Origin of the sequence: Bacillus sp. FSL E2-8900, assembly GCF_037966225.1 — a bacterium.
GTDB classification, from domain to species: domain Bacteria; phylum Bacillota; class Bacilli; order Bacillales; family Bacillaceae_G; genus Bacillus_A; species Bacillus_A cereus.
This window is the reverse complement of sequence record NZ_CP150193.1, coordinates 994,103-1,020,042: the sequence shown is the minus strand read 5'-3', so window position 1 is coordinate 1,020,042 and position 25,940 is coordinate 994,103. Positions and strand designations below refer to the sequence as shown.

Genomic DNA, 25,940 nt, shown 5'->3' with positions numbered 1-25,940 from the left:
TTTTTTCTCACTCCTGTACTAAGCCTTTTAATATAAATCGTGCCTTCGTAGCATTCTTCTCTGCCTTTCGCAGCATCTTGTTTCCTTTATCATTTAATTGATAATATTTAGCTCCTGCGTGATCCCAGCTAGATTGGATAAAGCGATTCCGTTCTAAACGATGTAATAAAGTGTATAGAGACCCTTCATCACCTTCGAATTTTTGAATCCCTCTCCCTCTTAGCAACTGCATCAATTCATAACCTGTTTTTTCATTCATAAGAAGTTGTAACACTGCTAAAAGGATATCTTCTTCCTTTTCGGACGATTGCTTAATTTTTTCGCGCACCTGCTTCTGGTGTTGATCAGAAAAACTCAAATGTTTAAACGTTGTGTTCTCCATTGATTTTCGCAAGCCTTTTAATCGATCTTCCATTTGATTATTCCTCCAATCCTTCCTTCAAAAGTTCCTTCGCTTTTTTTAGTCTTGTCTTTATCGTGTTTTCTTTCACATCTATTACTGTAGCAATCTCTTTAATTGATAATTCCTCATAATAAAATAGATAAATGACTTCTCGATATTTTATCGGTAAATTCATTACCGCAGAAGCCAGTTCACGATCCTCCGCATTTTGAATGACAGTTTGTTCCACACTTTCTTTTTGACTCTCCATATACGTAAAGTCACCCTCTGTAACGATAACTTTTTTGTTATACCAACTTTTTATATAGTCCTTACATTGATTGATCGCAATTCTCCATAACCACGTTTTCACATTCGATTTCCCTTTATATGTATGAAGAGATTTATAGCATTTCACAAATATATCTTGCGTTACATCCTCCGCAACCTCTTTATTATTCACATACGAATACACAAGCTGCAGGACTTCTTGTCCATACTTGTTCATTATTTCGTCGATAAGGTCCTCCTTATCTTCTATTTCAAACGCTTCTATCGTTAATTCATCCACATCATTTCCTCCTTCCCATATATTAGACGACGCACTGTATGGAAAAGTTTTATAAATACATAAAAAAATACGGATGGTAATGTCCATACCGTTTTTTTATGAATATTTATTTACTTCTTGTCCCCTGACACTAATGTTCTGCTTAAAAACAGGAATTTTCATCCATATATCTTGTTCCCTATTTTAAAACATAATACAATGAATACGTAACTTAATAAGCTATAACTAGTAGGTGTGGCAATCATCTCTTCCATTTTGAAAAAAGGGGGAGGTGATAATATAATCGCGATGTTTGTAATTAAATTAGTGTATGGTATCCTAACCGGAGCTGGCGTTGTCATCGGTAGAAGATACGTCGGTCCGTGGCTAATTTCTGTATACAAAAAAGCGAGAACCACCCTGCTTCGTGGAAAAGGTAAGGGCGGTTCTCGGCTAAAACGTTAATGTAATTGTCTTATAACCGCACCTACTACCACCACAATAGCAAGTTAGGTTACACAAGGCAGAAGTTTCTCAGGCTTCTGTCTTTTTTATTTTATGCAAAATTCACACTACATACTCTATCATCATTGTAACACATTTTATTTATTTTTAGTCAAGAGAAAAAACCACCTAAAGGGTTCCCCTTCAGGTGGTTCTCTATTTTACGCTAACGCAGTTGCCTGTTCTTGTTGTTCTAGACTTTTTCTAGTTCAGCTGTGCCGCTCTCATCATTTATAGCACCAATAAAGACGGATTATGGACCCGCTTCATAACAGGATGAATAAACAAGGAACAACACCTATTACGAATATAAAAAATCCCCTCACTACATAGCACCTATGTTTTCAGCAATACTCTATTACCATCAAACTAAATTTGTATAATTTAAACTACAGAATAGCAAGTTAATTTTCAAATATGTTCTTGCGCATTATCCTAAATTTATTATCTATTTGTATCATGCTTATAAATAAAAGATATCCTACCGACGCACCGAGCATATTTATAGCAATCCGCCACACATCAAAAACATCAGACAAAGTTAGTAAATGTAATATCTCCCAAACAAGAAAGGTCATAACATACCACTTACGAGCTTTCTTATAGTTAGTCACTTTATTAATGAGCACTGGAACGAAAAATCCGAATGGAACTACTAATATTATATGTTGTAAAACGCTTAACCAATAAGTTGAGTTTCCCCAAGGACCTGGATGTGCAATAAAATCTTTAACTTGCCAAAGTGTTATTCCAAAAAGTTGTAATAACGTTTCTAAATCAGATATATGTAAAAATTGCTGCCAAAATTCAATGGGATGATAGACAGTCCCACCTGTCAAACTGCGAACAGAGTCAAATGTAGAAGTTGAAATAAATGTTCCTAAAAAGACAATAAAACAAATGATTATATAAGGAATACATAAAATTTTTGATAATACCTTTAATGGCCTAGGAACTTCGTATACCGATTTATTAATCTCTACGCCAATAACTTTTGATTCTCCAAAACTTTGAATCGCTTTATAAATCGCTTCTTTTTCATTCATACCTTGTTCCATATATTCTTCTTTCAAACTATTCAAGTGATCATACATTTCTAGAAATAACTCATCCTGTTCAATATCACTAAGTTCTGAATAGGCTAAAATAGACTTAATATACTCGTCAAATTCACTCATAAATAACTCCTTTCTGACAAGCTTGAATTAATGCTGTTACACTCTCCCAAGAATTCACTTTCTTCTGCAATTCTTTTTTCCCTTTATCTGTAATAGTATAGAATTTCCTTTTCATCCCATTCTCAGATTCATTCCAATAAGATTCAAGAAACTCCTTTTTCTCTAATCTCTTTAAAGCAGGATACAAAGTTCCCTGCCCCATACTATACAAATCTTCACTTGCATCCTTTAAACTTTGAGCTATTTCATATCCATATGTATCACGTTTTGCAATGATAGAAAGTAATAAAATATCTATACTTCCCTTTAAGATTTCTTTGTCCAACAATACCACCACCTTATATACATCGTATAACAACATATGTCGTTATGCAATATAGTTAGAAGAATATTCCATAAAAAAAAAGAACCACCTAAAGGCTCCCCTTCAGGTGGTTCTCTATTTTACGCTAACGCAGCTGCCTGTTCTTGTTGATCTACAGGAATGACAGCGTCTGTTAATGCTTTTTCTAATTCAGCTGTGTATTTCATTTGCTCTTCTTTGCTCCAGCCTAGTTTCGCAGCCATGTAGTTGATTACTGCTTCTTTCCACTCGTATACCCAGTGGATGTTGAAGAATACAGCGCCTCTGCGGCGTACGAAGAAGTCGACTGGTTTTGCTGTCATTTCGTAATCCATTGCGTATACAAGCGGGATTAGAACGTCTAGCGGCATGTTATATTCTTTCGCTTCGTCTTTATGTTTTTTCGCTAAGTCGAATAGTACATCAACGTTAGAGCCGTAGAATTTTGCGAATTCTTCTGCTTGCGCTGTCGTTAAACCATATTTCGTACCTTCGCCAGCTTTTTTCGCAACGAATGCTGGGAATCCGTGTGAACCATCTACATGTCCACCAGAGATTGGCATATGTTTCGTTGTACTCTTCGGATATGCACTATGGCCTTCTTTTTGTAGTAAGTTCGTTACGTAGTCTACTACCATTTCAGCCATTTTGCGGTATCCAGTTAATTTACCACCTGCGATTGTAATTAAACCAGATTCAGAAGTCCAAATTTCATCTTTACGAGAAATTTCAGATGCACTCTTACCTTCTTCATAAATTAACGGACGAACACCAGCCCAGCTTGATTCGATGTCTTTTTCCGTAATTTTTACGCTTGGGAACATATAGTTAATCGCATTAATGATGTATGTGCGATCTTCTGTTGTCATTTGTGGTACAGCTGCGTCTTTATCATAGAACGTATCTGTTGTACCTACGTATGTTTTTCCGCCGCGAGGAATCGCGAACACCATACGTTTATCTGGTGTATCGAAGTAAATCGCTTGACCTAACGGGAAACGTTTTTGATCAATTACTAAGTGAACACCTTTTGATAACTGAAGTACTTTTCCTTTTTTCGAGTTATCTTTTTCACGAAGTGTATCTACCCAAGGACCAGCTGCGTTTACAATTTTCTTACCGTAAACTTCGTATACTTCACCGTCTAGTAAATCGATTACACGTACACCGCATACTTTTCCATCTTTATATAAGAAACTGTCTACTTTTGCGTAGTTAACAGCTTTTGCGCCGTGCTCAATTGCTTCTTTCATTACTTCAATTGTAAGACGCGCATCGTCTGTACGATATTCTACGTAGTAACCGCCGCCTTTTAATCCTTCTTTTTTTACAAGAGGCTCTTTGTTTAGCGTTTCTTCACGGTTAAACATCTTTCTGCGCTCGCTTCGTTTTACACCTGCTAAGAAGTCGTATACACGAAGACCAATTGATGTACTAAATGATCCGAACGTACCGCCTGTATGGAACGGAAGTAACATCCACTCTGGTGTTGTTACATGGGGACCGTTCTCATATACGATCGCACGCTCTTTACCCACCTCTGCTACCATTTTCACTTCAAGTTGTTTTAAATAACGTAGACCACCGTGTACAAGCTTCGTTGAACGACTTGATGTACCTGCTGCAAAGTCCTGCATTTCAAACACAATTGTTGATAACCCGCGTGTTGCTCCATCTAATGCAATACCAGAACCAGTAATACCTCCACCAATTACGATCACATCTAACTCTTGTTTATTTACTCCGTTTAATACGTCTTTACGTTGTTTACTTGAAAATTTCATGGTAATTCCTCCCTTTGATAACGAAAAAAGAGACCACAAACTCCGCTATAGATTTCGCCTCTATAGCGCGTTGTGGTCTCTCCAAATCTCCTACCGAATTATTAACTTGTCACCATTATAACACTGTTTATGATTATTTGAAAGCTTTTGTTGCTTCAATTGCTTTTTTCCATCCAGCATATAGCTCTTCGCTTGTTTTCGCTTCCATCGTTGGCTCAAAGCGTTTGTCCATATGCCACTGTTCTTTAATTTCATCTTGGTTTTTCCAATATCCAACCGCAAGACCAGCTAAGTATGCTGCACCTAAAGCTGTTGTTTCATTGATCACCGGACGCTCTACAGGAACATCTAAAATATCACTTTGGAACTTCATTAAGAAGTTATTTTTAACTGCTCCGCCATCAACGCGTAATGTTTTCAGTTCAATACCTGAATCTGCTTCCATTGCGCATAATACATCTTTCGTTTGGTAAGCTAAAGATTCTAGCGTTGCACGAATGAAGTGCTCTTTCGTCGTACCGCGTGTTACACCAAACATAGCGCCGCGTACTTCACTATCCCAATAAGGTGTTCCTAGTCCAACGAATGCTGGTACAACGTATACACCGTCAGTTGATTCAACGCGATTTGCGTACACTTCACTCTCACTTGCATCTTTAAACATGCGCATTCCGTCACGTAACCATTGAATTGCAGAACCTGCTACGAAAATACTTCCTTCTAATGCGTAGTTTACTTTACCATCTATTCCCCATGCAATTGTTGTTAATAGGCCGTGCTCAGAAGCTACTGCTTTTTCACCAGTGTTCATTAACATGAAACAACCAGTTCCGTAAGTATTTTTCGCCATACCTTCACCGAAACAAGCTTGTCCAAATAATGCTGCTTGTTGGTCACCAGCTACACCTGCAATCGGTACATTTTGGCCGAAGAAGTGATAATCAATTGTTTCTCCGTAAATTTCAGATGATGGACGCACTTCTGGAAGCATGCTCTTTGGTACTGTTAACATTTCTAGAAGCTCATCATCCCACTGTAAGTCGTGAATGTTAAACATTAACGTACGTGATGCGTTTGAGTAATCTGTTACGTGTGCTTTACCACCAGATAGTTTCCATACAAGCCACGAATCAATTGTTCCGAATAATAGATCGCCGTTTTCTGCTTTCTCTCTTGCACCTTCAACGTTATCTAAAATCCATTTTACTTTCGTACCAGAGAAGTATGCATCAATTAAAAGACCTGTTTTTTCGCGAACCATTTCGCTATAACCTTTTTCTTTTAACTCATCACAAATTTCAGCTGTTTGGCGAGATTGCCATACGATTGCGTTGTAAATTGGTTTACTAGTTGTTTTATCCCATACAACCGTTGTTTCACGTTGGTTCGTAATACCGATACCAGCGATTTGTTCTGGTTTTACATCCGCTTCGCTTAAGCAAGTTGCGATAACTGCTAAAATAGATCCCCAAATTTCTTGTGCATTATGCTCTACCCAGCCCGGCTTTGGAAAATGTTGTGTAAACTCTTTTTGAGCTGAATGAACAATTTCACCTTTTTTATTGAAAAGAATTGCGCGTGAGCTTGTTGTTCCTTGGTCTAATGAAAGAATATATTTTTTCATATCGGTTTCCCCCTTATGCTACTTTTCTACTATTTGTATTGCTTCCGCTTTTTTTACTTGTCATATAAGAGATTGCTAGTACAATCACAGTTGCGATAATCACATAAATAAGTGCTGAATTTTGTTTTCCCTCAAATACAACTTGATGGAATAAACCTGCAAGTGATCCACCTAAAATTGGACCAACTACTGGAATCCATGCATACTTCCAGTTTGAACCGCCTTTTCCTGCAATCGGAAGGAAGAAGTGTGCGATACGCGGACCTAAATCACGAGCCGGGTTAATTGCGTATCCTGTTGTTCCACCTAATGATAAACCAATACTTACGATTAAGAAACCTACGATAAATGGATTTAATCCATCTGCAAATTTATTTGCACCAATTGCTAATATACCAAATACTAAAACGAATGTTCCAATCATTTCACTTAAAAGGTTTGCAAATGTGTTCGGAATTGCTGGACCTGTTGCAAATACACCTAACTTTGTTCCTGGATCTTCTGTTTCTTTCCAGTGTGGTAAGTAATGTAAATATACGATAACTGCCCCGATAATTGCCCCAATCATTTGTGCTACGATATAACCTGGTACGTCACTCCATGGGAACGCTCCCTTAAATGCTAATCCTATCGTTAAAGCTGGATTCAAATGTGCCCCACTAATTGATCCAACCGCATACGCTGCAACCGCTACTGCTAAGCCCCAGCCCATTGTAATAACAATCCAACCTGAATCTTTCGCAAACGATTTCTTTAAACTTACACCAGCACAAACGCCGCCACCAAGTACGATTAACAACGCAGTCCCTATTAACTCTCCTAAAAATGCTGACATAGTATCCCTCCACAATCAATTTAAACGCTTTCAAATGTGATAGAGGTAAAATGAATGGCCATTCGTTTTTGTCAAAAGAAAAAGACCCACAGCTTGCACGCTTCTATATAAATTTATATAGAAACAATGAAATGTGGATCTCTACTTTTCTCCGTCACGTTTATTAACTTGTCTATAATGTTAACCGTAAATGAAAGCGGTGTCAACGAAAAAATTCACATTTTCGTCACTTTTTTTGGTAATGTTTCCATAATTCGCGTTTTGATGTCGTAATTGCTGTCGCACCAGCGTTTAAAGCTCTTTCCACATCTTCTACAGTACGAATAAAACCACCTGCTAAAATCGGTACACCAGTACGCTCTTTCACTTCAGCGATAACATCCGTTAATGCTCCAGGAAGTACCTCAATATAATCCGGTTTCGTCTTATCTAAAAGATTGCAGCTCTTCTCCATCGCACTCGAATCGATTAAAAAGATGCGTTGTATTGCCACAACACCTTTTTGCTTCGCCTTCATAATAACGCTCGCCTTTGTTGAAAGTAACCCGTACGGTCTAAACTCCTGACATAAATATTCCGTCGCATGCCCATCACTCTGCAAACCATGAATTAGATCCACATGTAAAAACACCTTTTTACAATATTGCTTCGCAAGCGATATAACACTCTTCAATTGGCCGACATGAATATCTAAAATAACGATATATTCATACGAACTATGTAATAGCTTTTCCAAATCTTTAATTTGCCTCACTGCCGGCAAAATTTTCTGTTCATGAAATTCCATTCTATACGTCCCCTTCTTTATGTCATCCTATCCTTTATAGTACACAATTTAAGTGAAAAGAACAGCTAGTGTCGGGGATTTCTTTCAAATCTTTCTCTTATCTATATATTTTCTTCAACTTATCAGAACCTATACCACCTATAATCATGAATACAAGAGGCAAAAGATTCATTACATATGGCGCATCTGCTACAATTGTAATACTTGCTCCAGCAAACTTATTTAGCATCCATACAACGATTTTTGCAATAAATAAAAATACTCCTATTATAAATAGACTATCCAAAAACACCTTCCATTTTGGATACGCCAATTGCTTACTATCTTCAATTACTTTCTGCGTCAATTCTTCATCACTCCTTAGCAGTTCATCAATTGTAATACCGAACAGATCACTTAAATGAATAATAATTTCAATGCTCGGATAGTTCTTTCCCGTCTCCCATTTCGAAACAGATTGCCTACTCACATGAAGTTTTTCAGCCAAATCATTTTGCGACCAATTTCTTTTTTCCCTTTCTTCTTTTAAACGCTCACTAAAAATCATACTGTGTTTATCACCTCTCTATGCCCATTATGTTCAAATAAATGATGAAGAGTAAAGCTAGTTATCGTTGCATTTCCTGCGCAACTTATGCGTTACAGCTTATAATGGCGCTATTTTATATGTATCTTCCCTATACTATGCTCCAATAATAATTTCCCGAACAATAATACAAGGGACGGATACTAATAAAGTGAAACTTTAATCAGCCCTCACCAATCGGACTTTTACGGACAGCCCGCCCCCCCACCTAACTTCTTTACTTCAGCTGAATTTTGAGGTGGGGGTCTTACTACCCGGCAAATAGCGGGATAAAGACTAGATTAGGCATAAAAAATACGCCATCCCTTCTTATCAGTCTCCAGAAAGAATAACGCAATTTTTCATTTTTACTCATCACTTTTCGGACTATATGAAAACCCCGGATATTTCACAACAGGCCACTTCTCCTTACGCAGAGCATCCATTACTTGCGGGCCAACATGTATATTACTCTCCACTATTTCTTTAGGAGTCAGTGCCATCCATTGATTTAACGATACATCTTCAAAACGATTGCTTCTGAACATCTCTAAAAACCATAATGTTTCGGTACCTGTATTTTGAATATAATGCCCCGTCGCAAACGGTACATATCCGACATCGCCAGCTCTATAATCAAATGTACGAGCGGTACCATTTCCAAGAAACACAGTCATTCTCGCTTCCCCCGTCAAATAATATTGCCATTCATCATTATTCGGGTGCCAATGAAGTTCTCTCATTCCGCCAGGCTCAACCTCAACGAGCGCTGCTGCGATTGTTTTGGAAATAGGGAAATTTGTGGAATCTACAATTCGAACGCTACCACCAGGCGTCTTAATCGGCTTTTGTTTTAACAATTCATGTTTAAATGTTAAAGGAACTTCTCCTTTCGGTGATTGAACTTCCTGACTTTCAAGGGAACCTGGCACCTCTCCTTGATAAATATAAACTTGATCTGAAGGGATAGAACGAAAAGCACTCTCAGGTACTCCAAAATTAGCCGACAACACCTCTTTTGGCGTATGCGCAAACCAATCTGAAATAGCTAAAGTAGATAAATCAGAAAAATGTCCATCATCGAAAACGAGTAGAAATTCACAATGTTCCAATCCTTGAATGGAATGCGGAATACCAGGCGGAAAATACCAAAGATCACCTGGTCCAACATCAGCAATAAAATTCCGTCCATTTTGATCAACAGCCGTTATGCGTGCCCGTCCTAAAAGCATATACGCCCATTCCGCTTCTTTATGCCAATGTAGTTCTCGTACTCCACCGGCCGTTAAACTCATATTTACTCCTGCAATCGTCGTCGAAACCGGTAGTTCTCGAACAGTAATCTCCCGAGACCACCCGCCTTGTTTCAAAATCATAGAAGTGTCCGAGAATGAAAACTTCAAGTTAGGAACTAACCCTGCATCCGTTATAGGCGGAACAAGCATATTCGGATTTTGAATATCCCGCATAACATTACGAGGTCCAGAATCAATCGCACCTGCTCCGTCGCTGCGGATTGGTTGTGGCACATTCCTTCCTGCTTCATTAACAGTACGTTTCTTCATGATTACACTCCTTTTTCATCCGGTTATGAAGTAAAAAGCCTCCATCATAGTGTATGAATTGGGCTTTAAATGGTTACAGTTACTATGGAGTTACATCATCTGCCTATCATTATCGTTTTGTTCATTTCTCAACTTATACTAGTATGCTTAGCGCTTAGGAAGACAAAAAAATAAACTAGAACTAACAAAAAACCCTGTAAAATTTATTACAGAGTTTTTCACCAATTATTTATTGTTTTACATATCGAATACGAACATTATCGTCCATTTGATAAATTTGTAATGTGTTTCCATAACTAATTCCTAACTCTTCACTTGCACCAACTGCACTTACAAATACCCCTTTAAATACTTTATTCTTAGTTGGTTTTACTACCGATACTCTTCGCTGCTTCTTCAAACAATTTTGAACCTTCTTGTGCTTTACTTAATGATTGATGCATTTTACTCTCGTCTTCTTGGTCTAATGCATCAAAGAGAAGTTGGAAACAATCCGCATACAGTTCCATCGATTGCTTTATCTTCACTTGTTCTCCCTGTAATTCAGGAGGTGCTTGTAGATTCTTCAGTTTCGTTGCAGTTGCCTTTGCTCCACCTAAACTCAGTTGTACTTCACTTTTCTTTTGTTTGTATGATTTTACGTCTGAATCTGCTATTCCTTCAATTAATTTCATTGTATTTTCAATTTGAGTAGCACTATTTATGATTTCTGCCTTATACCTTTCAACATCTGAACCAGTTACCTTGCCAGTTGAAGAACTAGAAGAAGTTGAATTATTTGAAGAGGAACTTTGTTGACTACTTGATGAACTACTATTTGTACCTTCACCTTTCGCTACAGATAAGCTATCCTCTTTCTTGCTATCAGTTGACTTACTCTCTTTTTCAGTAGCCTTACTCTCTTTCTCTACCTTTTGCGTTTCTTCTTTCTTTGGTTCAGCTTTCTTACCATCAGTTTCAATTGTAATACAACCACTCAATAACATAACTGGTAACGCCAAACTTACTAATTTCTTTGCTTTCATGATTACTAATACCCCTTTATTTGTAAAATGTAGTGCAAACAAGTTAATATACTTAACTAATAAATTTCCCCCGAGTAATTTATTAAAATCTACTATCCATAGATTTCCTGTATATTCATAATCTTTCCATATATATCATTTTACAAAGAATTACATATTTGGTCAAAGGGATTTATGTAGTTCTTAAAAGGAAATTTTAATCGCAAAGAAAAGAAGCTAACAATAAATTGTTAACTTCTCAGCTTAAGGAAAAAATAGTATCTTTCCTTATCTTCTAATATCTAGGTTGTGATTGAATATTTGTAAGATGAACATCGTACATATCAATGATTTCAAGAAATCTATCAGCTTCACGGAAAACATGGTCTGCCAATAATGGATGAATGATGCTCTTTATTTTACATTGCTCAATTAAATCACGTGCTGTTTTCTTAAAATCCCGAAGAGATGCAACTGACACGCGATTTTGATCTAAAAATTGATCTAAAAGAGGAGCTGTTTGGGATTGTGGTTTCATAGATTCTAAGTCAATTGCTTGATACATCAATTCATCAAAATCATTGCTAAAATTCCGTGCTGTATCTACAAGCTTTCTTTCTGATGGATCAAGAAGATGGCCAATAAATTTAGCATGGTCTGCCATAATCCTTAAAAAGAAAACATTTTCTTTAATAATAGCATCAGGAAGAGCATCTAATTTACCTTCATTTAATTGTATTAAACGTTTTCTAAAATAATCAGCTTCCCTACTTGTATGGTCAACTAAAAGTGGAAAGTTATTTTGTCCTGGCAATTTACATGTGAGAATTAATCCTAAAATTTTTCGTTTAAATCCCCAAATATTAGTTGCGGCTTGTTGTACTTCTGCATTAAACCTTTTGATTTGCTCAGGATCTGTTTCATTTGTATAGGAATGCGCTATTTGTTCAATATGTTCAAACAACCGATAAAATTGATTCGCCTCTTCAATTAATTGAGTATCCTCACATCTAAATCCCAATCGAAGAAAAAAAGAATGCTCCTTCATGATTCTAGACCAAAAACGAATTTCATTTAATGAACGCTCAACAAACATTACAGACGTAACGCCTGTATCAGGATGTAATGAAGTTTCATCCCTATGCATTGTTAATCCCCCCCAGTAAAATCCCCGCTAGTTCCATTCTTATGAGGAAAAATATATATAAATGCCATCAATAAAAGTTTATGATGACTCTCTTATACATGTAAAATTAAACTAATATAACCTTAGCTTGATGAACATATACTGCTCCCCCAGAAGAAAAAAGCTACCACCTAGATGTAAAATCCTACTAGGTGGTAGCCTTTCAAAATTTCTATTAAAGCAATACCGAATCTTTATCACTATCCTGATTACGTTTCTCACGCTCTTCTTCTAAACGCTTCATATATACTTCGCCTTCTTTTTCGATAAACTCATTATCCATATCTTGCTCTTTTTTCGAAGTATATAAAACCATGTAGCCACTTAATACAATCCCAACAATTACAAGATAAACCCACCATGGTAAAGTTTCCACTCTACTTCATTCCTTTCCTTAGACAAGCCTTATTAGTTTCACTCTATGAGGAAAGAAGTGGATTTATGCTTAAAATTTTTATTGTGGATGCTTCACGAAAAATGCTTGTACATATTCCATAAACTCAATTGGTTCCTGACGAAACGGTGCGTGGTATCCTTTTTCAATAATATGAAACGTACTATTCGCAAATAGCCCATGATACAGTTCACCATTTTTCCACGAAACACTCTTATCATGTCGTCCCCATATAATTAAAGTCGGTACCTTAATTTTATCAGCTTCCATCGCAATGCGGCGCTCTCGCATTTTCGTAAGCTGATCATAATGCTCTTTATCATCACGACTATTTTTTACTTCATTTTTATTATACTTCGTAATCTCAGTTACAGTTTGTAAGTCCGTCGATAGCGGTGGTACTTCATAACTTTCTTTTTGCTGGAAAGACTCTATCCCTGTAGCATCCGCCAAGATGAGATGCGTCACTGCATCCGGATATAAATACGCTAAATTAAGGGACATCTCTCCGCCCATTGAATGGCCGAGCACCGCAAACTGATCGTATCCAAGCTTCTTCATTAACTTATAATATAAATTCACTTGCGCAGGAAACGAATACTGAAAATCAACCGGCTTAGAAGAACGCCCAAACCCTAAAATATCAACCGCAATAATCGTATGATCTCGCACTAGTTCCGGATAAATATCACTAAACCCATCAGAAGAACCACCAAACCCATGCAACATGAGTAACGGAGGTTTCCCCTCACCAATTTGCTTAAAATAAATCGTCTGCCCATCAATTTGCGCCATACTCTCTTTCGTATTCAGCTTCATCATAACAGTATCTTTCACTTCTTCAACCTTCGCAATCGGCTTATCAACGAAGTTACATACGATAAGCAAAACAAGCACAATACCGCTAATCAAATAAAACTTAAACCGTTTCAAAGTTCCCGTCTCCTTTCTTGAGTTGCTATTTAAAGTTTTTACATTTTTTGGTTGTTTTATGTTCTCTTTTTAATTGTAACTAAAACAGTTACAATTATATTAAAAAAATATAACTCATTTCTATTACTAATGGTTATTCTGTAACTATTATAGTTACACATTTAAAGTAAGTCAATTCTTTTCTCTACATGGCCTAAAAATAGAAAAAGGGACTTCATGTTGAAGTCCCTTTCTTTGTTATTATAGTTGGCTTACTCCGCCGTCGCCTTTATTATCTGCTGGTGCTCCGCCTGTGTCACCAATGTTAACGTAGTCTGGTCTTGCTGGTGCTCCGCCACCATCTCCTTTATTAAGTGCAACTGAATTAAAATCATGAAATCCTAGAGATAAAGTAAATGCGAACCCTATTACCGTTAATACAATTTTTCTCATTATTTTAACGCTCCTTTTATCATTTGTTTTTTTCTTGCTTCTTTACTCATATGATAATATTCGCTAGATTTTTCATGATTGTTTTCATAATAAAATTTATCTGCTAAGCGTTCCGTATACTCTTGAATACAATCAAATAATTCTTCTTTTTCAAAATAAGAAATCGCATCTAAAATAACATTTTCAAACTCACCAGTAGTCGCATTCATTTTATTTAAAATCATGAATCGGTATTGATACTCTTGATTTTTTAACTGATTACAAATACGTAACCCTTTATTTATTAACGACTCTGCTTTTTCTAATTCATTTAGTTTTAGGTATTCGTCTGATTCCAAGTATAGTGCTCGAAAATGATTAGGAGATTTCTTTGTTACTTCTGATAAGTGACGGATAGCTAACTCAGATAAATTTTGATTCGCGTACAATAAACCTAAATTATTTCTAACCATTAATATATATTTTTCATGATTAACTTGTTGGAAAACATTCAATGCTGTATTAAATGTTTCTTCAGCGAACTCGAATTGTTGTAAATCAATATAACACAACCCTAACATATTCTCGCACAACGCAAGATTAATCTCATAACCTGGTTGTTTTAAAAAAAACTCTTTTGCTGTTTTTATTTGATCAATCGCTAACATTTGTTGATATGATTGGTTATAAAGATATCCATAACGATAATGAAACTCCGCATGTTCTATCGGATCGGCAATATATTTCAATAACTTCTCAGCTTGCTCATACTGTTCTTTCGCTTCATTATAATTTGAAATTAATGTGCAATGAAACCCTTTAAAAAAGTGATAGTAATAAGCTAGAACACCTTCTGCCGGGATTTCAAAAGATTCTACTTTATCAAAACTATCTTCTCTAATCCCAATCCAATCAACTAATGCACCATATCTAAAATTCAACAACGCATGATAAAGCAATACATCCTGATCCACGTCCAACCCACTAATCTTACTTTCAATCTCCTCTTTCATTTCCGTGGCCTTCTCTATATTTTGCTGCAACATTACACGATACCAATCATCTAAAGAATGTTTCATTTGCTCCCGCGTTACTACATCTGCTCCCATACACTCGCATCCCCTTTTCTCCAAAATTACAAAATTAGGATTTTTATACAATTATTAAAATTGTATATTACCACTCCTTTTCTATGCATTGAAAAATAATTATCAGAAAATTTAATATTTTAATTAATTATACCAAAGTTTTCCTTTTTAATAACTTGAGAAATAATTGTCAGAAAACTTACTAGGATAAATAAAAAAGCAAGTAGTTCCAGCACTCCGCTAAAACTACTTGCTCTCCTACTTACTATCTCTATTTTTACTCTTTAATAAATTCCTTCGTACTTCTCACTGTATCAATTGGACGAACTAATTTTTCAATTTCTTCACGTTTTGGCTCTAGGAATGGAGGTAAAGATAATTTTTCGCCAAGTGTTTCGTATGGCTCATCTCCCATAAATCCTGGGCCGTCTGTTGCAAATTCAAATAAGATTTGTGGTGCAACTCTTGCGTATAATGACTCGAAGAAGTGACGATCTACATAACCAGATGAAGGAAGCCCTACGCTACTGATTCTCTCAATCCATTCTTCTAATACAGCGCGATCTTCTACGCGGAATGCCGCATGGTGCACTGTACCAAAACCTTGTTGTGCTTCAGGAAGAACTGTATTATGTTCTACAATGACAGAAGCACCGTTTCCCCCTTTATTCACTTCAAATAAATAGAACTCTCCTTCTTGCGCAACCTCTTTAAATAATAAAACTTTTTCTAACACTTCTTTGAAGAAACTAAAGTTTGCAATACGGATGAATACAGGCCCTAAACCAGTAATTGCATATTCTAATGGAACTGGTCCGTTTTGCCATGGTGTACCTGATTCAATCCCTTTATCAAGTTCATCTGAGATTAATTGATAGTGTTGGTCATCAAAGTCAACGAAAGAAAGAATTTTCTTACCAAATTGCTCTTTAATTCCTGTATGTTCTACTTCCAAACGGTCAAAGCGTTTCACCCAATACGCTAGTGCTGCATCAGTCGGAACACGGAATGAAGTTTTTGAAATTTCATTTGTACCGTGTACACCTTTCGGAACACCTGGGAAATCAAAGAATGTCATATCTGTTCCTGCACTACCTTTATCATCTGCAAAGAATAAATGATACGTTTGAATATCATCTTGGTTTACTGTTTTCTTAACTAAACGCATTCCTAAAACGTGAGTGAAAAACTCATAGTTCTTTTCTGCACTACTTGTAATCGCTGTAACGTGGTGAATTCCTTTTAATTGGTTCATTTTATATTCCTCCAATGTTTTTTAATTTATATTTTCTCTCCTATTACTTCTCTTCAATAGGTGCTAAATTCGCTTCAATCTCTGCACGCTGATCTTCTAAGAACGGTGGTAAATCAAGTTTTTCTCCTAAATGTTCCACATCTCCATCAACTGTAAATCCTGGTCCATCTGTCGCAATTTCAAAAAGGATTCCGTTTGATTCACGGAAATATAAGCTTTTAAAGTAGAAACGGTCGATGATTCCTGAAGAATGGAAGCCTCTTTGTTTCACCTGTTCTTCCCAATAAGCAAGCTCTGCATCGTTTTTCACGCGAATTGCTAAATGGTGAATGCTACCGCGGCCCGGTTTTTCAGTAGGACCATCTAAATATTTCACAACGATTTCTCCAAAAGCCTCTCCTTTAATGGACTGGAAAATTGCTTCTTGATCATTTCGGCTAACCTCTGTATAACCGAACATCTCTGTAAGTGTACTCGCCATTTTATCAAGTCTACGAACTGTCATTTCTACAGAACCCATTCCTTGAATTTGATGCTTTGTAGGAACTTCTGATTTCTCCCAAGTTTCCCAGTGCTCTACTTTTTCTCCGTTTGAAACGAGTAATACTAAGCGAAGACCTTCAGCATCCTCAAATTGCAAAGCAGGACGATTTGCATATGTTGTTATTTCACTATGTTTCACATCAAATTTCTCAAATCGTTCTTTCCAGTAATGTAAGCTATCCTCTGAAGGAACGAGCAATCCAATTCGAGTAATTGCATTTGTACCGCGATATGTTCTTCCTACTAAAGGAATTTCAAAAAATGATAATTCCGTACCTGGACTTCCTGTTTTATCTCCATAAAATAAGTGGTACATTGACGGATCATCTTGATTTACTGTCATTTTCACACGACGTAAGCCAAGCACATTTTTATAAAAGTGATTATTTTCATTTGCATTTTTCGTAACCATTGAAATGTGATGATGCCCTTTAATTTTATACATTTGTAATTCCTCCACTTCGTTTTACTAGTCAAGTGACGATAAAAAAATAATATGTTTTTTAGCTGTTCAATTTATTCTCATTATGTTTTTGTAAATTCATCTTGGTTTTTACTGCATAAGTTATTTTCGTTTTTAACTCGAAAACAACTGAGTGTATGTTTTTCATATGACTCAATCGCTTTCGTTACTATCACTTTACAACTCAAGTGATTAAAAAGCAAGTAATTTATCTCAAATTCGAGATATTTTTTTATTAAATAACATTTTGGACTAAAAACACGAGAAATTCTTGGTTTGAGGACATTATAAAATTCATAAGTTGATGGATGTGAGATATCGCCAGCATTTTTGAAAAAAACACGCTAAGAGTATGCGAGATTTTATACAGTTTTTTCGTTAATCCAATAACAGACAAGAACCCTAAAACCGCACCAGAATAGGAATGTATAAAAAATTGCATAGATTGATAGAACAAAAAAAGGAGGTTCCCTTGTGAGAGTAGGGTTCCTCCTTTTTCCTTGCTACCGATAATAGGACGTTATGTTAACTGATCATGTATAGGATATTCATATAGGAATTGTTTCTATCAATGCTGAATTATACAAAGAAGGAGGCATGATAATGAAAAAAGAACAATTAATATTAATTGCTAGTCTTACTCTTTTATTTCCTGTCCTTGAATTTTTCTTCCAGAAATATGATTACTTCAATTTTTACGCACATATAGGTATTATAGCCATTGCTGTATCAACTGTCGTATTCACACTCCATTATATAAAACAAATTTATTGGAAATTATCGATCGTATGAGGAAATTATGAAAGAATAGAATTTAATTGAATATGTTTTCTATTACCCGTTTCAAGCTTTTCCCCATACCTTTTACTGCCCATACTAGTTTAAGGAACACTTTAAAGATAGCATCCCATACGTGTTCATTAATAAAAAATTCGTATACTTTCTTTAACCACTCTTTCGGGGATTTACTCTTACGTTTAAACCTTTGCCAATGCGTTTCTTCACTAGTTTTCATAACTACCCCTTCTTTCTTAATCGAATATGCTTTCTATTAGAAGTTTTAACACCTCGCTATAATGATGAAAAGAACGAGGTTTATCATATCTGGCAATTTAATCACTCCTAATTTTAAATTAAATTCATTATATAACGATTTCTGAATTTTTAGTTAATTACTAGTGAGAATTAAGCAAAATTTAAACAAAAACACCTATGTTAGGCTTTAGTTACAGGTTTTCCCCCTATAAAATCAACTATTTGCGCCACCAACTATGGGGTACGCGAATTACTTTGATATTATCTTTGAACGAACAAAATAACTCCTTTCGAAAAACAAATGAACTGATATTAATCAACTTCCAATATCGAGAATTATGTAAATAAGCTGCCCATATGGACAGCTTATTGTATTTTTTGCTTAACATATTTTTTCTGAAATGCTGGCGGTACTCAATTTAAAAGTTGATATGCCCCCATTCTAGTGGCAAGATATGTTTTATTAGTTCTTCGTTACACCCATGCGTACTTCTTAACTATTTTATTTCATTTTTAATAAAGTGAAACTTTAATCAGTGGGGGTTTTCTTCACCCCCCACTGATTATCAACCCTCACCAATCGGACTTTAATGACTTAACATTATGCTTATCTTAGGAGCAAGGTATTTTATCGGTGAGTGTATACAAACCATGTAATGCTTGCTGTTAATAATGCTGACGAAATCAAAGCTGTAAGAACACTATATGTTTGCCACATAAGTATTGTTGACCAATCGAAAGCGCAGCACAGTATACCCAGAGCAATCGTAGCGATCAGGAAAATAACTGTTACGGTTATTCTCTTTTTTGTCATTGGCTGTCGCTCATTCGTTCTCCTTCTGCGTAATCCTAAGAGAAATAGCAAAATGGCCAATAGGCAAAAAATAATTGTGATAGACGACAAAATGATATCCAAAAGCTGTGTGCCGCTTATTTCATATGACTGAGTTAGATTGCCTTCTAATATATCTTTAACTTTTAGTACCATGTTTGTATTGGTATTTGTGCCGTTGCTCAGCAAGGAGACGGCTGTTCGTTCATTTGGCAGTATGACTACTTCGGTTCTGAAATTTGGATTGCCCCCAGTGTGTTCTATAATCGTTTGTTCGGCATTTACGGACCAACCTGCCGCATAATACATACCGTTGACAGCCGAAACAGACATATCACCCCTATGTGATTTTTCGATAACCGTGTGAAATATTTCGGGTATGTCCTGCACGATACCCATCTGTATGCCCAGCCAACGAGCCATATCTTTTGTATTAGAAATGATGTAGCCTGCGGGTTTATTCCCAGCATAATCCGGAGCTTTAAATGGAGTTGTCATAAAAAAGGAAGAACGGTAGCCCTGTGCCAACTGTCCAGTAGCTTGAGCATCTTCTTTATAAACATACGTCTGGTGAAGACCTAGCGGCTGAAATACCTGTTCCTTCATAAAGTCTTCATAGCTTTGTCGCGACACAATCTCAATAACCAAACCCAATACGTCATAATTAACGGTTCCATAGTTATACTGTTCACCGGGAGGGAACGCCAATTCAGCATCAACGAGCATTTCCACAGTCTTTTGCAACATATCCGGTGTATTGCCTTGTGGAATATTTTGAGTATGCCTAATATTTATTAGACCACTGGTATGGTGAAGAAAGTTATTTAGTGTAAGACTTTGCATATCAACAGGTTTCCCTTGATACTTTAATGTAAACCAAGGTAAATATTTTTGGACAGGGTCAGTCATTGAGAGCAGCCCTTGCTCTTCCAATAGCATAATACCCATACCGGTAAAAGCTTTACTGACCGAGGCTAACTCATAGAGTGTATTTTCACTTGCAGACAACCCCTTTTCACGGTCTGCATACCCTGAAGAAAAGTAGAACACTTCATCATCAGCAAGTATTGAGATTGACATTCCCGGCACACCTGATATACGACAGGCATCATCTAGCAACGCTTGTATTGCCGCAGATTGCGAATCTGACAACGCATAACTTTGTGTTGCGAATCCTGAGAATAATATAAATATCGTTAATACAAAAACAATAATCTTTTTCATAAACTCTCCCTTTTGGAAAATTATAAAAGAATAATATAAATAACCTCCTTTTACAACTACGAAACTAATTTTTAATGTATCTTTCTATTCACCTATATAATATCAAATAATTGCGAATAGTTACACTTGAACGAACAGATGGATGTAATTTGAAACAACTTTAAAGAGCCTTGCTACGTAGAATGTAGTAAGGCTCTTAGCTTTTTAATAATCAAAATTCAATAACTTTATTATCATTATACAACAGCCCCACTAAGCTTATTACCACTTAATGAGGCCATTTGATTCACATTATTAATTATGGAACGTCGGCTTATAGAACGAACGATTATCAAGTGCGAAGACACGCTCTGTGTATTCGCCTGGTTTTGTGCGTCCTAATGCGCGGTCCATCATGTTCATTTTTGCATCTAAGTTATCAATGTAGTGCAGAATTTCTGCTTCTTTTACTAATGGTGGTTTTGGGCTACCCCATTCCGCTTTTCCGTGGTGCGAAAGGACGATGTGTTGAAGAATTAATACTTCTTCTGCATCGATTTGCAATTCGTCTGCTGCTTTACCAATTTCGTTCACCATAATAGAAATGTGGCCTAGTAAATTTCCTTCTAACGTATACGTTGTAGAAATTGGGCCAGATAGTTCGATTACTTTACCAAGGTCATGTAAAATAACGCCTGCATATAGTAAGTCTTTATCTAAAGATGGGTATAGATTTGAAATAGCTTTCGCTAAATCAAGCATTGATACGACGTGATAAGCTAGTCCAGATACGAACTCGTGATGGTTCTTTGTCGCTGCTGGATAGTCTAAAAACTCATTTTGATGCTTATTTAATAAATGTCTTGTTAGACGCTGAATGTTCGGGTTTCTCATTTCAAATATGTATTGCGTAATTTTCTCAACCATATCTTCTTTTTTCACTGGTGCTTTTTCTACGAAGTCTGAGATGTCTGTTACTTCATTTTCATTCGCAACACGGATTTGTTTCACACGTAATTGAATACGTCCTTTGTAGTTTAAAATATCTCCAGCTACTTTCACGATTGTTTCCGCTACATATTGTTTCTCAACTTCTGGTGATACGTCCCATAATTTTGCTTCAATATCTCCACTTGGATCTTGTAAGATTACTGTTAAAAATGGCTTTCCATTGCTTGCGATACCTTTTGTCGCTGTTTTAATTAACAAGAAAATATCGACTTGTTCACCAACTTCATACTCTGCAATTTTCTTTTTCATTCGAATTCCTCCACCAAATCAGTTACTTTTAGTATAGCACACTACAACTCATTTTCTTTACGCATATGTGTTAATTTTATAATCTGTTTTTCTGTAAAATACGCGAGTAAATGCGCATGACATGTAAAGAATATGACTTGTCTATCCTTTGCAATTTCCTTTATAAGTTCAATCGTTCGATTCGTCCTTACCGCATCAAAGTGCACGAAACTATCATCAATAATAAATGGGTAATCATGCTCAAATGTTTTTGCTAGTGCAAATCTCAGCGATAAATATAACTGCTCCGCTGTCGCTTGGCTTAGTTCATGACTGTAAAAACGCATACCATCGTTACGCTCTACAATAAACGGCTCTGACTCTGACGGTGAAAAGATTTTACTATATCGTCCGCCTGTTAAATAGACGAAATACTCTTCTGACTTTTGTAAAATACGAGGAAGATGTACTTCATGATAATATTGCTTCGTTTTCGTTAACACTGTCTTTGCGGCCGCATAAGCAGCCCACTTCTTCACTTGTTCACGCACTTGCGCTTTTTTCATTTCCCATTCATGCATTAAATCACCGTACGTACTACCTTCTTCTAAATTCGCAATTTCCATACGATGTTTCGCAATACGCTCTGTCAGTTCTTTCTCTTGCGCCAGACAGTTTTGCACGACTGTCATTTCTCTCTTTAATTTCTCTTCATAACCGTCAGCTTCATAATGTTCAGCTAATGATAAACTCGTTAAACGCTGTTCTAACAGATCAATTTGCGGCAATAAACGCCCCACTTGTTTCTCTGCATCTTCACGTTTTTCCGCCAGTTTACCTGCTTCTAAAAACATCTCTTCATCTGTAGACGCTGCAATATGCCATAAACCATCTCGTTCTATTAGTAATTGCTTTAATTGTTCTTGCATAAACTCATATTCTTCTTGCCATTCCGCCAGTTTTTCTTTTAACTGCTTACAAGTTTGGCGCTTCTCTTTCTCATTTTGCATACGGCTTTGTGCCTCGTGTAGCTTACTATACTCCGCACTACCGATAACAGTTTCTAGTTTATGTTCAAATTGCGAAATCATTTCATATAATGAAGATTTTCGCGTACCTTGCTTCTCTAACTCCCGATATAATTGCTGCATTTTTTCAATACGCTCAAACGCCGGCAATATGTGTGCATACGTATAAAATTCAGGAAACATATAGCGCGTTTTATATGCATCGACTTGTTCTCCCGCCTGGAACGTTTCTCTCTCCCATTCCTCATACGATGAAACGACTTTATCATACGCTCGCTCCAACTGCTGTAACTTATAAGACTCACGCTCAAATAATTTACGTATCTCTTCATCTTTTTCTAACTGATAGCGTACAGACATCGCTTCTTCACTTTGTCTCCCGCCGGCACTTTGCTGAAGTGTAAGGAGCTCTTCTTGTAATCCACTTGATGGATCTTTATATAAAACAAGGGCGAGAACAATCCCTACAAATACGATGACACTAATAAATAAGAGCGGGCGATTGTCTATCAATAAGCTTGTGAATAAAATGCCTGTATTAATAAGGAGTAACAGAAGACAAACTCTTTGCCACTGCTTTTTCTTTTGCTTAGCTGCTCCTGTTTTCTCTTCATACTTGCGCTTCATTCTCTCTGCGCCCATACCGATAAACGCCGCATCTTGGAACGATTTCTCTTTCTCAACTAACACATTTCTCTCTTCATCCACTAACATTTGTTTCTTAATCTGTCTTATATTTTCTTCTTGTTCTTCTAATTGCTCTTGCGCTACTTTAAAACGATCATCGAGCTTTGCTTTTTGCGTTTCTAATTCGCGCGCCTTTTGCACTGTTTGCGTAATTAACTCTTTCGTTGCCAAACTCATATCAAATGAAAGAACTGTTTCCTTTTCAAAAGTAGTACCAATTTGTTGTTCTAGTTCTGCGATTTCTTCTTTTATATTCGTAATATTCCCGCTCATATCACGCATTTCTTGGCGTGCATTTTCGTAAGACATATGCTGCATACGAAGTTCTTCTACATAACTTTCTTTTTGTAAAAACTCTTCATCTATTTGAATCGAAGCAATTTCCGATTGCACTGTCTCAATTTTCTTGTGGAGCGAATCAACTTGTAATTGAAGCGGCTCCATTTTCGCCTTAATTGCTTCATAACGCGCCATTCCGTTTACAGGAAACTGCCCGCTCTCGTTCTCTAACACTTTCTCATGCGCACGTTTTTCAATAACGAGTGGCTCAAGCGCTGCTAATATTTCATAATCTTGCTTTCGCTTTTCTGCACTCTCTTTTTCCCCGCGAACAGAAGCAAGCTTCTCTTCACTTTCTTTTAACTGCTCTACTTGTTTTTCATACGTGCCAATTTTTCCTTGCCACTCTTTCATCTTCTCTTCAAGTTTCTTCATCTCTTGCAATGACACGTTAATTTCTGGTTTACGACCACTCGGCTTGAAGCGCTGGTCCATTTCTTTTTCTAGCTTTTTATCTAACTGCAATAGCGCATCACTTCCGACTGCACTTGCCGAAAATAAATAATTGCCAATATCCGCTTCGCCTAGCTGATGAATATTTTGAAGACCATGCATATCAAATGAAAAGACAGATTCAAATAAACTTTCATTCATCCCGCTTAATATATCGTTTAAAATTTCTTCTCCGCCCGTTTTCCCGTCTTCAAAATAAACGGTCACCTCGCCAGCTGCCGTCTTTGGCAATCGCTCAATTTTCAAACGACCGTACTGCCCTGTTTGCACAGTCATCGCGCCGCCATACTTCCCGCCTTCTTTCGGCTCATAACGGCGCTGTCCTCTCGTCGGAAAACCGAATAAAATACTTTTCATAAATGAGCGAATTGTCGATTTCCCCGCTTCATTTTCACCATATAACACCGTCAGCAAGGAAAAATCCATTTCCACATTTTCTAATTTTCCGTACCCATAAATATGGAGTTTTTCAATTCTCATTTTTTATCCCTCTCTTGCTGGAATAATTGCTCTAAAATAATATTTTCTGCTTCCTTTTGAATCTCTTTCTTCTCTTCTTCTGTAAAAGATTCAATACTATTACGCGCTACAGGAGATGTCCAAATAGTGCGCAATACTCCGTCCATATTGCTGAAAGCTTCTAACTCCTTTAGCACACTACCTACGAAATGATTTTCCGCTTTCAAACGTTCGATTTCCGCAAAAGAAACCGTCTCATTTTTCCACTTCATCGCATATACAAAATCTTTTCGCTCTTCGCCAGATGCTAAAATGTGAAAAATCTCTTCCACGCGCTTTTCGTCACGCAAATAAGGTGAAAGTGGACCTTGTCCTGTGAATACGACAGTTAATAGCGTACCTTCCTCTTCTCTTCGGCATTCATTCATCGCAGTAGATAGGCTCGTCATAAGTTCATCAACAGTTTCAAGTCTATCAATACAAACTTCGATTTCATCCCATACAACATCTGCCGTATGGAAAAATGAACACTGCGTTCCTTGTTTCGTAAGTTCAATAAGGTACGCACCCTTCTCGCCTGTTTCCTTACGATGACGACCTTGTATGTTCCCTGGATAAATAATGCATGGTTCTTCTGATAAAATTTCACGTTTATGTATATGGCCAAGAGCCCAATAATCAAACTGTTTTTCTTTCAACTCACGAATTTGAAACGGTGCATAGCGATTATGCTCTGCATCTCCTTCCACACTTCCGTGAAGCATGCCAATATGAAAAGGCGCATCACTCATTTTCGTATACTGCGCTGTCATATTATCCGTTACCGCTTGCTGCAAATAACTAAAACCATAAATAGAAGCTAATAGCTCACCATTTTTATAAAATGATTTCTCTTCTACATAAGGCTCAGTAAATACATGAACATTTTCCGGAAACTCAATTGCTGCCCAGCTTCCTCCTAAATGATCATGGTTACCGTGAATAATAAAAACAGGGATATCGTACTGCGAAAGTCTCTTCATTTGCTCACGCACAAACACTTGCGCCCTCAAACTTCTCGTCTCCGCATCATACAAATCCCCAGCTAGTAATACGAAATCAACGCGCTCTTGAATTGCTTTATCAACAATACACTCAAATGATTCAAACGTACTTTGCTTCATTCTCTCCCAAACAGACTGCGCAACATTCATCTCCATCCCTTTAAACGGACTATCCAAATGCAAATCAGCCGCATGTATAAACTTTACTTGTTTCACAAATAACGATCC

At 36.8% G+C, this 25,940-nt stretch carries 26 protein-coding genes; 2 read left to right on the top strand and 24 right to left on the bottom strand.

From position 1 onward, the window contains the following. Window positions 1-7: 7 nt before the first annotated feature. Together NST90_RS05275 and NST90_RS05270 are read right to left on the bottom strand one after the other, a co-directional pair. Window positions 8-415 carry a PadR family transcriptional regulator gene (locus NST90_RS05275; protein ID WP_000390150.1) on the bottom strand — a complete coding sequence of 136 codons (408 nt, stop codon included), beginning with the start codon at window positions 413-415 and terminating at the stop codon, window positions 8-10. 4 nt (window positions 416-419) lie between these two features. Next, complete coding sequence (locus NST90_RS05270) at window positions 420-953, bottom strand: sigma-70 family RNA polymerase sigma factor (protein WP_048534227.1); 534 nt, start codon at window positions 951-953, stop codon at window positions 420-422. A 288-nt stretch (window positions 954-1,241) separates the two neighbouring features. Here NST90_RS05270 and NST90_RS05265 point away from each other — a divergent pair, with 288 nt between their 5' ends. After that, the gene (locus NST90_RS05265; RefSeq protein WP_000497655.1) at window positions 1,242-1,397 is read left to right on the top strand and encodes a hypothetical protein; all 156 of its coding nucleotides are present in this window, start codon (window positions 1,242-1,244) and stop codon (window positions 1,395-1,397) included. Between the two features lie 443 nt (window positions 1,398-1,840). On the opposite strand, the gene NST90_RS05260 is transcribed toward NST90_RS05265, so the two are convergent. From NST90_RS05260 to NST90_RS05180, 17 genes are all read right to left on the bottom strand, one after another. Next, window positions 1,841-2,614, bottom strand: a complete 774-nt coding sequence (locus NST90_RS05260; RefSeq protein ID WP_025687727.1) for a VanZ family protein — start codon at window positions 2,612-2,614, stop codon at window positions 1,841-1,843. After that, complete coding sequence (locus NST90_RS05255) at window positions 2,607-2,939, bottom strand: PadR family transcriptional regulator (protein WP_000356630.1); 333 nt, start codon at window positions 2,937-2,939, stop codon at window positions 2,607-2,609. The genes NST90_RS05260 and NST90_RS05255 overlap by 8 nt, the downstream gene beginning before the upstream one ends. Window positions 2,940-3,058: 119 nt before the next feature. Then, window positions 3,059-4,741, bottom strand: coding sequence for an aerobic glycerol-3-phosphate dehydrogenase (gene glpD / locus NST90_RS05250; protein WP_016122054.1), 1,683 nt, complete (start codon window positions 4,739-4,741; stop codon window positions 3,059-3,061). A 133-nt stretch (window positions 4,742-4,874) separates the two neighbouring features. Further along, window positions 4,875-6,365 carry a glycerol kinase GlpK gene (gene glpK, locus NST90_RS05245; RefSeq protein WP_000760009.1) on the bottom strand — a complete coding sequence of 497 codons (1,491 nt, stop codon included), beginning with the start codon at window positions 6,363-6,365 and terminating at the stop codon, window positions 4,875-4,877. A 13-nt stretch (window positions 6,366-6,378) separates the two neighbouring features. After that, window positions 6,379-7,200, bottom strand: a complete 822-nt coding sequence (gene glpF, locus NST90_RS05240) for a glycerol uptake facilitator protein GlpF (RefSeq protein ID WP_001272200.1) — start codon at window positions 7,198-7,200, stop codon at window positions 6,379-6,381. Between the two features lie 226 nt (window positions 7,201-7,426). Beyond that, the gene (gene glpP / locus NST90_RS05235) at window positions 7,427-7,987 is read right to left on the bottom strand and encodes a glycerol uptake operon antiterminator GlpP (protein WP_000394285.1); all 561 of its coding nucleotides are present in this window, start codon (window positions 7,985-7,987) and stop codon (window positions 7,427-7,429) included. 97 nt (window positions 7,988-8,084) lie between these two features. Continuing rightward, window positions 8,085-8,534, bottom strand: a complete 450-nt coding sequence (locus tag NST90_RS05230; RefSeq protein WP_000577663.1) for a helix-turn-helix transcriptional regulator — start codon at window positions 8,532-8,534, stop codon at window positions 8,085-8,087. Window positions 8,535-8,920: 386 nt separating this feature from the next. After that, on the bottom strand, window positions 8,921-10,117 hold the full coding sequence (locus NST90_RS05225; protein WP_046392427.1) for an oxalate decarboxylase family bicupin: 1,197 nt from the start codon (window positions 10,115-10,117) through the stop codon (window positions 8,921-8,923). A gap of 229 nt (window positions 10,118-10,346) precedes the next feature. Beyond that, entirely contained in the window at window positions 10,347-10,517 is a 171-nt protein-coding gene (locus NST90_RS05220) for a hypothetical protein (protein ID WP_000744795.1), read from the bottom strand. Further along, the gene (locus NST90_RS05215) at window positions 10,477-11,142 is read right to left on the bottom strand and encodes a hypothetical protein (protein WP_046392426.1); all 666 of its coding nucleotides are present in this window, start codon (window positions 11,140-11,142) and stop codon (window positions 10,477-10,479) included. Before NST90_RS05215 ends, NST90_RS05220 begins: the two co-directional genes overlap by 41 nt. 274 nt (window positions 11,143-11,416) lie before the next feature. Next, the gene (locus tag NST90_RS05210) at window positions 11,417-12,268 is read right to left on the bottom strand and encodes a DUF2935 domain-containing protein (protein WP_000554479.1); all 852 of its coding nucleotides are present in this window, start codon (window positions 12,266-12,268) and stop codon (window positions 11,417-11,419) included. Between the two features lie 214 nt (window positions 12,269-12,482). Beyond that, entirely contained in the window at window positions 12,483-12,683 is a 201-nt protein-coding gene (locus NST90_RS05205) for a sporulation YhaL family protein (RefSeq protein ID WP_000449223.1), read from the bottom strand. Window positions 12,684-12,761: 78 nt separating this feature from the next. Next, complete coding sequence (locus NST90_RS05200; RefSeq protein ID WP_000819469.1) at window positions 12,762-13,634, bottom strand: alpha/beta hydrolase; 873 nt, start codon at window positions 13,632-13,634, stop codon at window positions 12,762-12,764. A 240-nt stretch (window positions 13,635-13,874) separates the two neighbouring features. Continuing rightward, window positions 13,875-14,066: a hypothetical protein gene (locus NST90_RS05195; protein ID WP_001227132.1), complete on the bottom strand. Its 192-nt coding sequence runs from the start codon at window positions 14,064-14,066 to the stop codon at window positions 13,875-13,877. Further along, window positions 14,066-15,154 carry a histidine kinase gene (locus NST90_RS05190; protein ID WP_044307196.1) on the bottom strand — a complete coding sequence of 363 codons (1,089 nt, stop codon included), beginning with the start codon at window positions 15,152-15,154 and terminating at the stop codon, window positions 14,066-14,068. The genes NST90_RS05195 and NST90_RS05190 overlap by 1 nt, the downstream gene beginning before the upstream one ends. Before the next feature lie 256 nt (window positions 15,155-15,410). Further along, window positions 15,411-16,388, bottom strand: coding sequence for a ring-cleaving dioxygenase (locus tag NST90_RS05185; RefSeq protein WP_088867667.1), 978 nt, complete (start codon window positions 16,386-16,388; stop codon window positions 15,411-15,413). A gap of 43 nt (window positions 16,389-16,431) precedes the next feature. Further along, entirely contained in the window at window positions 16,432-17,376 is a 945-nt protein-coding gene (locus NST90_RS05180; protein WP_000276675.1) for a ring-cleaving dioxygenase, read from the bottom strand. A 615-nt stretch (window positions 17,377-17,991) separates the two neighbouring features. Here NST90_RS05180 and NST90_RS05175 point away from each other — a divergent pair. Next, window positions 17,992-18,186 (top strand): hypothetical protein, encoded by a 195-nt coding sequence (locus NST90_RS05175; RefSeq protein ID WP_002060880.1) that lies wholly within the window; start codon window positions 17,992-17,994, stop codon window positions 18,184-18,186. 22 nt (window positions 18,187-18,208) lie between these two features. On the opposite strand, the gene NST90_RS05170 is transcribed toward NST90_RS05175, so the two are convergent. From NST90_RS05170 to NST90_RS05150, 5 genes are all read right to left on the bottom strand, one after another. Then, the gene (locus NST90_RS05170) at window positions 18,209-18,409 is read right to left on the bottom strand and encodes a hypothetical protein (protein ID WP_000858032.1); all 201 of its coding nucleotides are present in this window, start codon (window positions 18,407-18,409) and stop codon (window positions 18,209-18,211) included. A 648-nt stretch (window positions 18,410-19,057) separates the two neighbouring features. Beyond that, window positions 19,058-20,485, bottom strand: coding sequence for a serine hydrolase domain-containing protein (locus NST90_RS05165; protein ID WP_048558528.1), 1,428 nt, complete (start codon window positions 20,483-20,485; stop codon window positions 19,058-19,060). A gap of 294 nt (window positions 20,486-20,779) precedes the next feature. Continuing rightward, entirely contained in the window at window positions 20,780-21,724 is a 945-nt protein-coding gene (gene yhaM / locus NST90_RS05160) for a 3'-5' exoribonuclease YhaM (RefSeq protein WP_000726639.1), read from the bottom strand. Window positions 21,725-21,765: 41 nt separating this feature from the next. Further along, window positions 21,766-24,690: an AAA family ATPase gene (locus NST90_RS05155; RefSeq protein WP_088867666.1), complete on the bottom strand. Its 2,925-nt coding sequence runs from the start codon at window positions 24,688-24,690 to the stop codon at window positions 21,766-21,768. After that, entirely contained in the window at window positions 24,687-25,928 is a 1,242-nt protein-coding gene (locus NST90_RS05150; RefSeq protein WP_006924751.1) for a DNA repair exonuclease, read from the bottom strand. The genes NST90_RS05155 and NST90_RS05150 overlap by 4 nt, the downstream gene beginning before the upstream one ends. Window positions 25,929-25,940 lie beyond the last annotated feature (12 nt).

Excerpts from the sequence above, each read along its gene's own strand:
- NST90_RS05275 (WP_000390150.1), bottom strand. The coding sequence starts at position 415 with ATGGAAGATCGATTAAAAGGCTTGCGAAAATCAATGGAGAACACAACG.
- NST90_RS05265 (WP_000497655.1), top strand. The coding sequence starts at position 1,242 with ATGTTTGTAATTAAATTAGTGTATGGTATCCTAACCGGAGCTGGCGTT.
- NST90_RS05260 (WP_025687727.1), bottom strand. The coding sequence starts at position 2,614 with ATGAGTGAATTTGACGAGTATATTAAGTCTATTTTAGCCTATTCAGAA.
- glpD (WP_016122054.1), bottom strand. The coding sequence starts at position 4,741 with ATGAAATTTTCAAGTAAACAACGTAAAGACGTATTAAACGGAGTAAAT.
- glpK (WP_000760009.1), bottom strand. The coding sequence starts at position 6,365 with ATGAAAAAATATATTCTTTCATTAGACCAAGGAACAACAAGCTCACGC.
- glpF (WP_001272200.1), bottom strand. The coding sequence starts at position 7,200 with ATGTCAGCATTTTTAGGAGAGTTAATAGGGACTGCGTTGTTAATCGTA.
- glpP (WP_000394285.1), bottom strand. The coding sequence starts at position 7,987 with ATGGAATTTCATGAACAGAAAATTTTGCCGGCAGTGAGGCAAATTAAA.
- NST90_RS05230 (WP_000577663.1), bottom strand. The coding sequence starts at position 8,534 with ATGATTTTTAGTGAGCGTTTAAAAGAAGAAAGGGAAAAAAGAAATTGG.
- NST90_RS05225 (WP_046392427.1), bottom strand. The coding sequence starts at position 10,117 with ATGAAGAAACGTACTGTTAATGAAGCAGGAAGGAATGTGCCACAACCA.
- NST90_RS05215 (WP_046392426.1), bottom strand. The coding sequence starts at position 11,142 with ATGAAAGCAAAGAAATTAGTAAGTTTGGCGTTACCAGTTATGTTATTG.
- NST90_RS05210 (WP_000554479.1), bottom strand. The coding sequence starts at position 12,268 with ATGCATAGGGATGAAACTTCATTACATCCTGATACAGGCGTTACGTCT.
- NST90_RS05195 (WP_001227132.1), bottom strand. The coding sequence starts at position 14,066 with ATGAGAAAAATTGTATTAACGGTAATAGGGTTCGCATTTACTTTATCT.
- NST90_RS05190 (WP_044307196.1), bottom strand. The coding sequence starts at position 15,154 with ATGGGAGCAGATGTAGTAACGCGGGAGCAAATGAAACATTCTTTAGAT.
- NST90_RS05185 (WP_088867667.1), bottom strand. The coding sequence starts at position 16,388 with ATGAACCAATTAAAAGGAATTCACCACGTTACAGCGATTACAAGTAGT.
- NST90_RS05180 (WP_000276675.1), bottom strand. The coding sequence starts at position 17,376 with ATGTATAAAATTAAAGGGCATCATCACATTTCAATGGTTACGAAAAAT.
- NST90_RS05175 (WP_002060880.1), top strand. The coding sequence starts at position 17,992 with ATGATAATGAAAAAAGAACAATTAATATTAATTGCTAGTCTTACTCTT.
- NST90_RS05170 (WP_000858032.1), bottom strand. The coding sequence starts at position 18,409 with ATGAAAACTAGTGAAGAAACGCATTGGCAAAGGTTTAAACGTAAGAGT.
- NST90_RS05165 (WP_048558528.1), bottom strand. The coding sequence starts at position 20,485 with ATGAAAAAGATTATTGTTTTTGTATTAACGATATTTATATTATTCTCA.
- yhaM (WP_000726639.1), bottom strand. The coding sequence starts at position 21,724 with ATGAAAAAGAAAATTGCAGAGTATGAAGTTGGTGAACAAGTCGATATT.
- NST90_RS05155 (WP_088867666.1), bottom strand. The coding sequence starts at position 24,690 with ATGAGAATTGAAAAACTCCATATTTATGGGTACGGAAAATTAGAAAAT.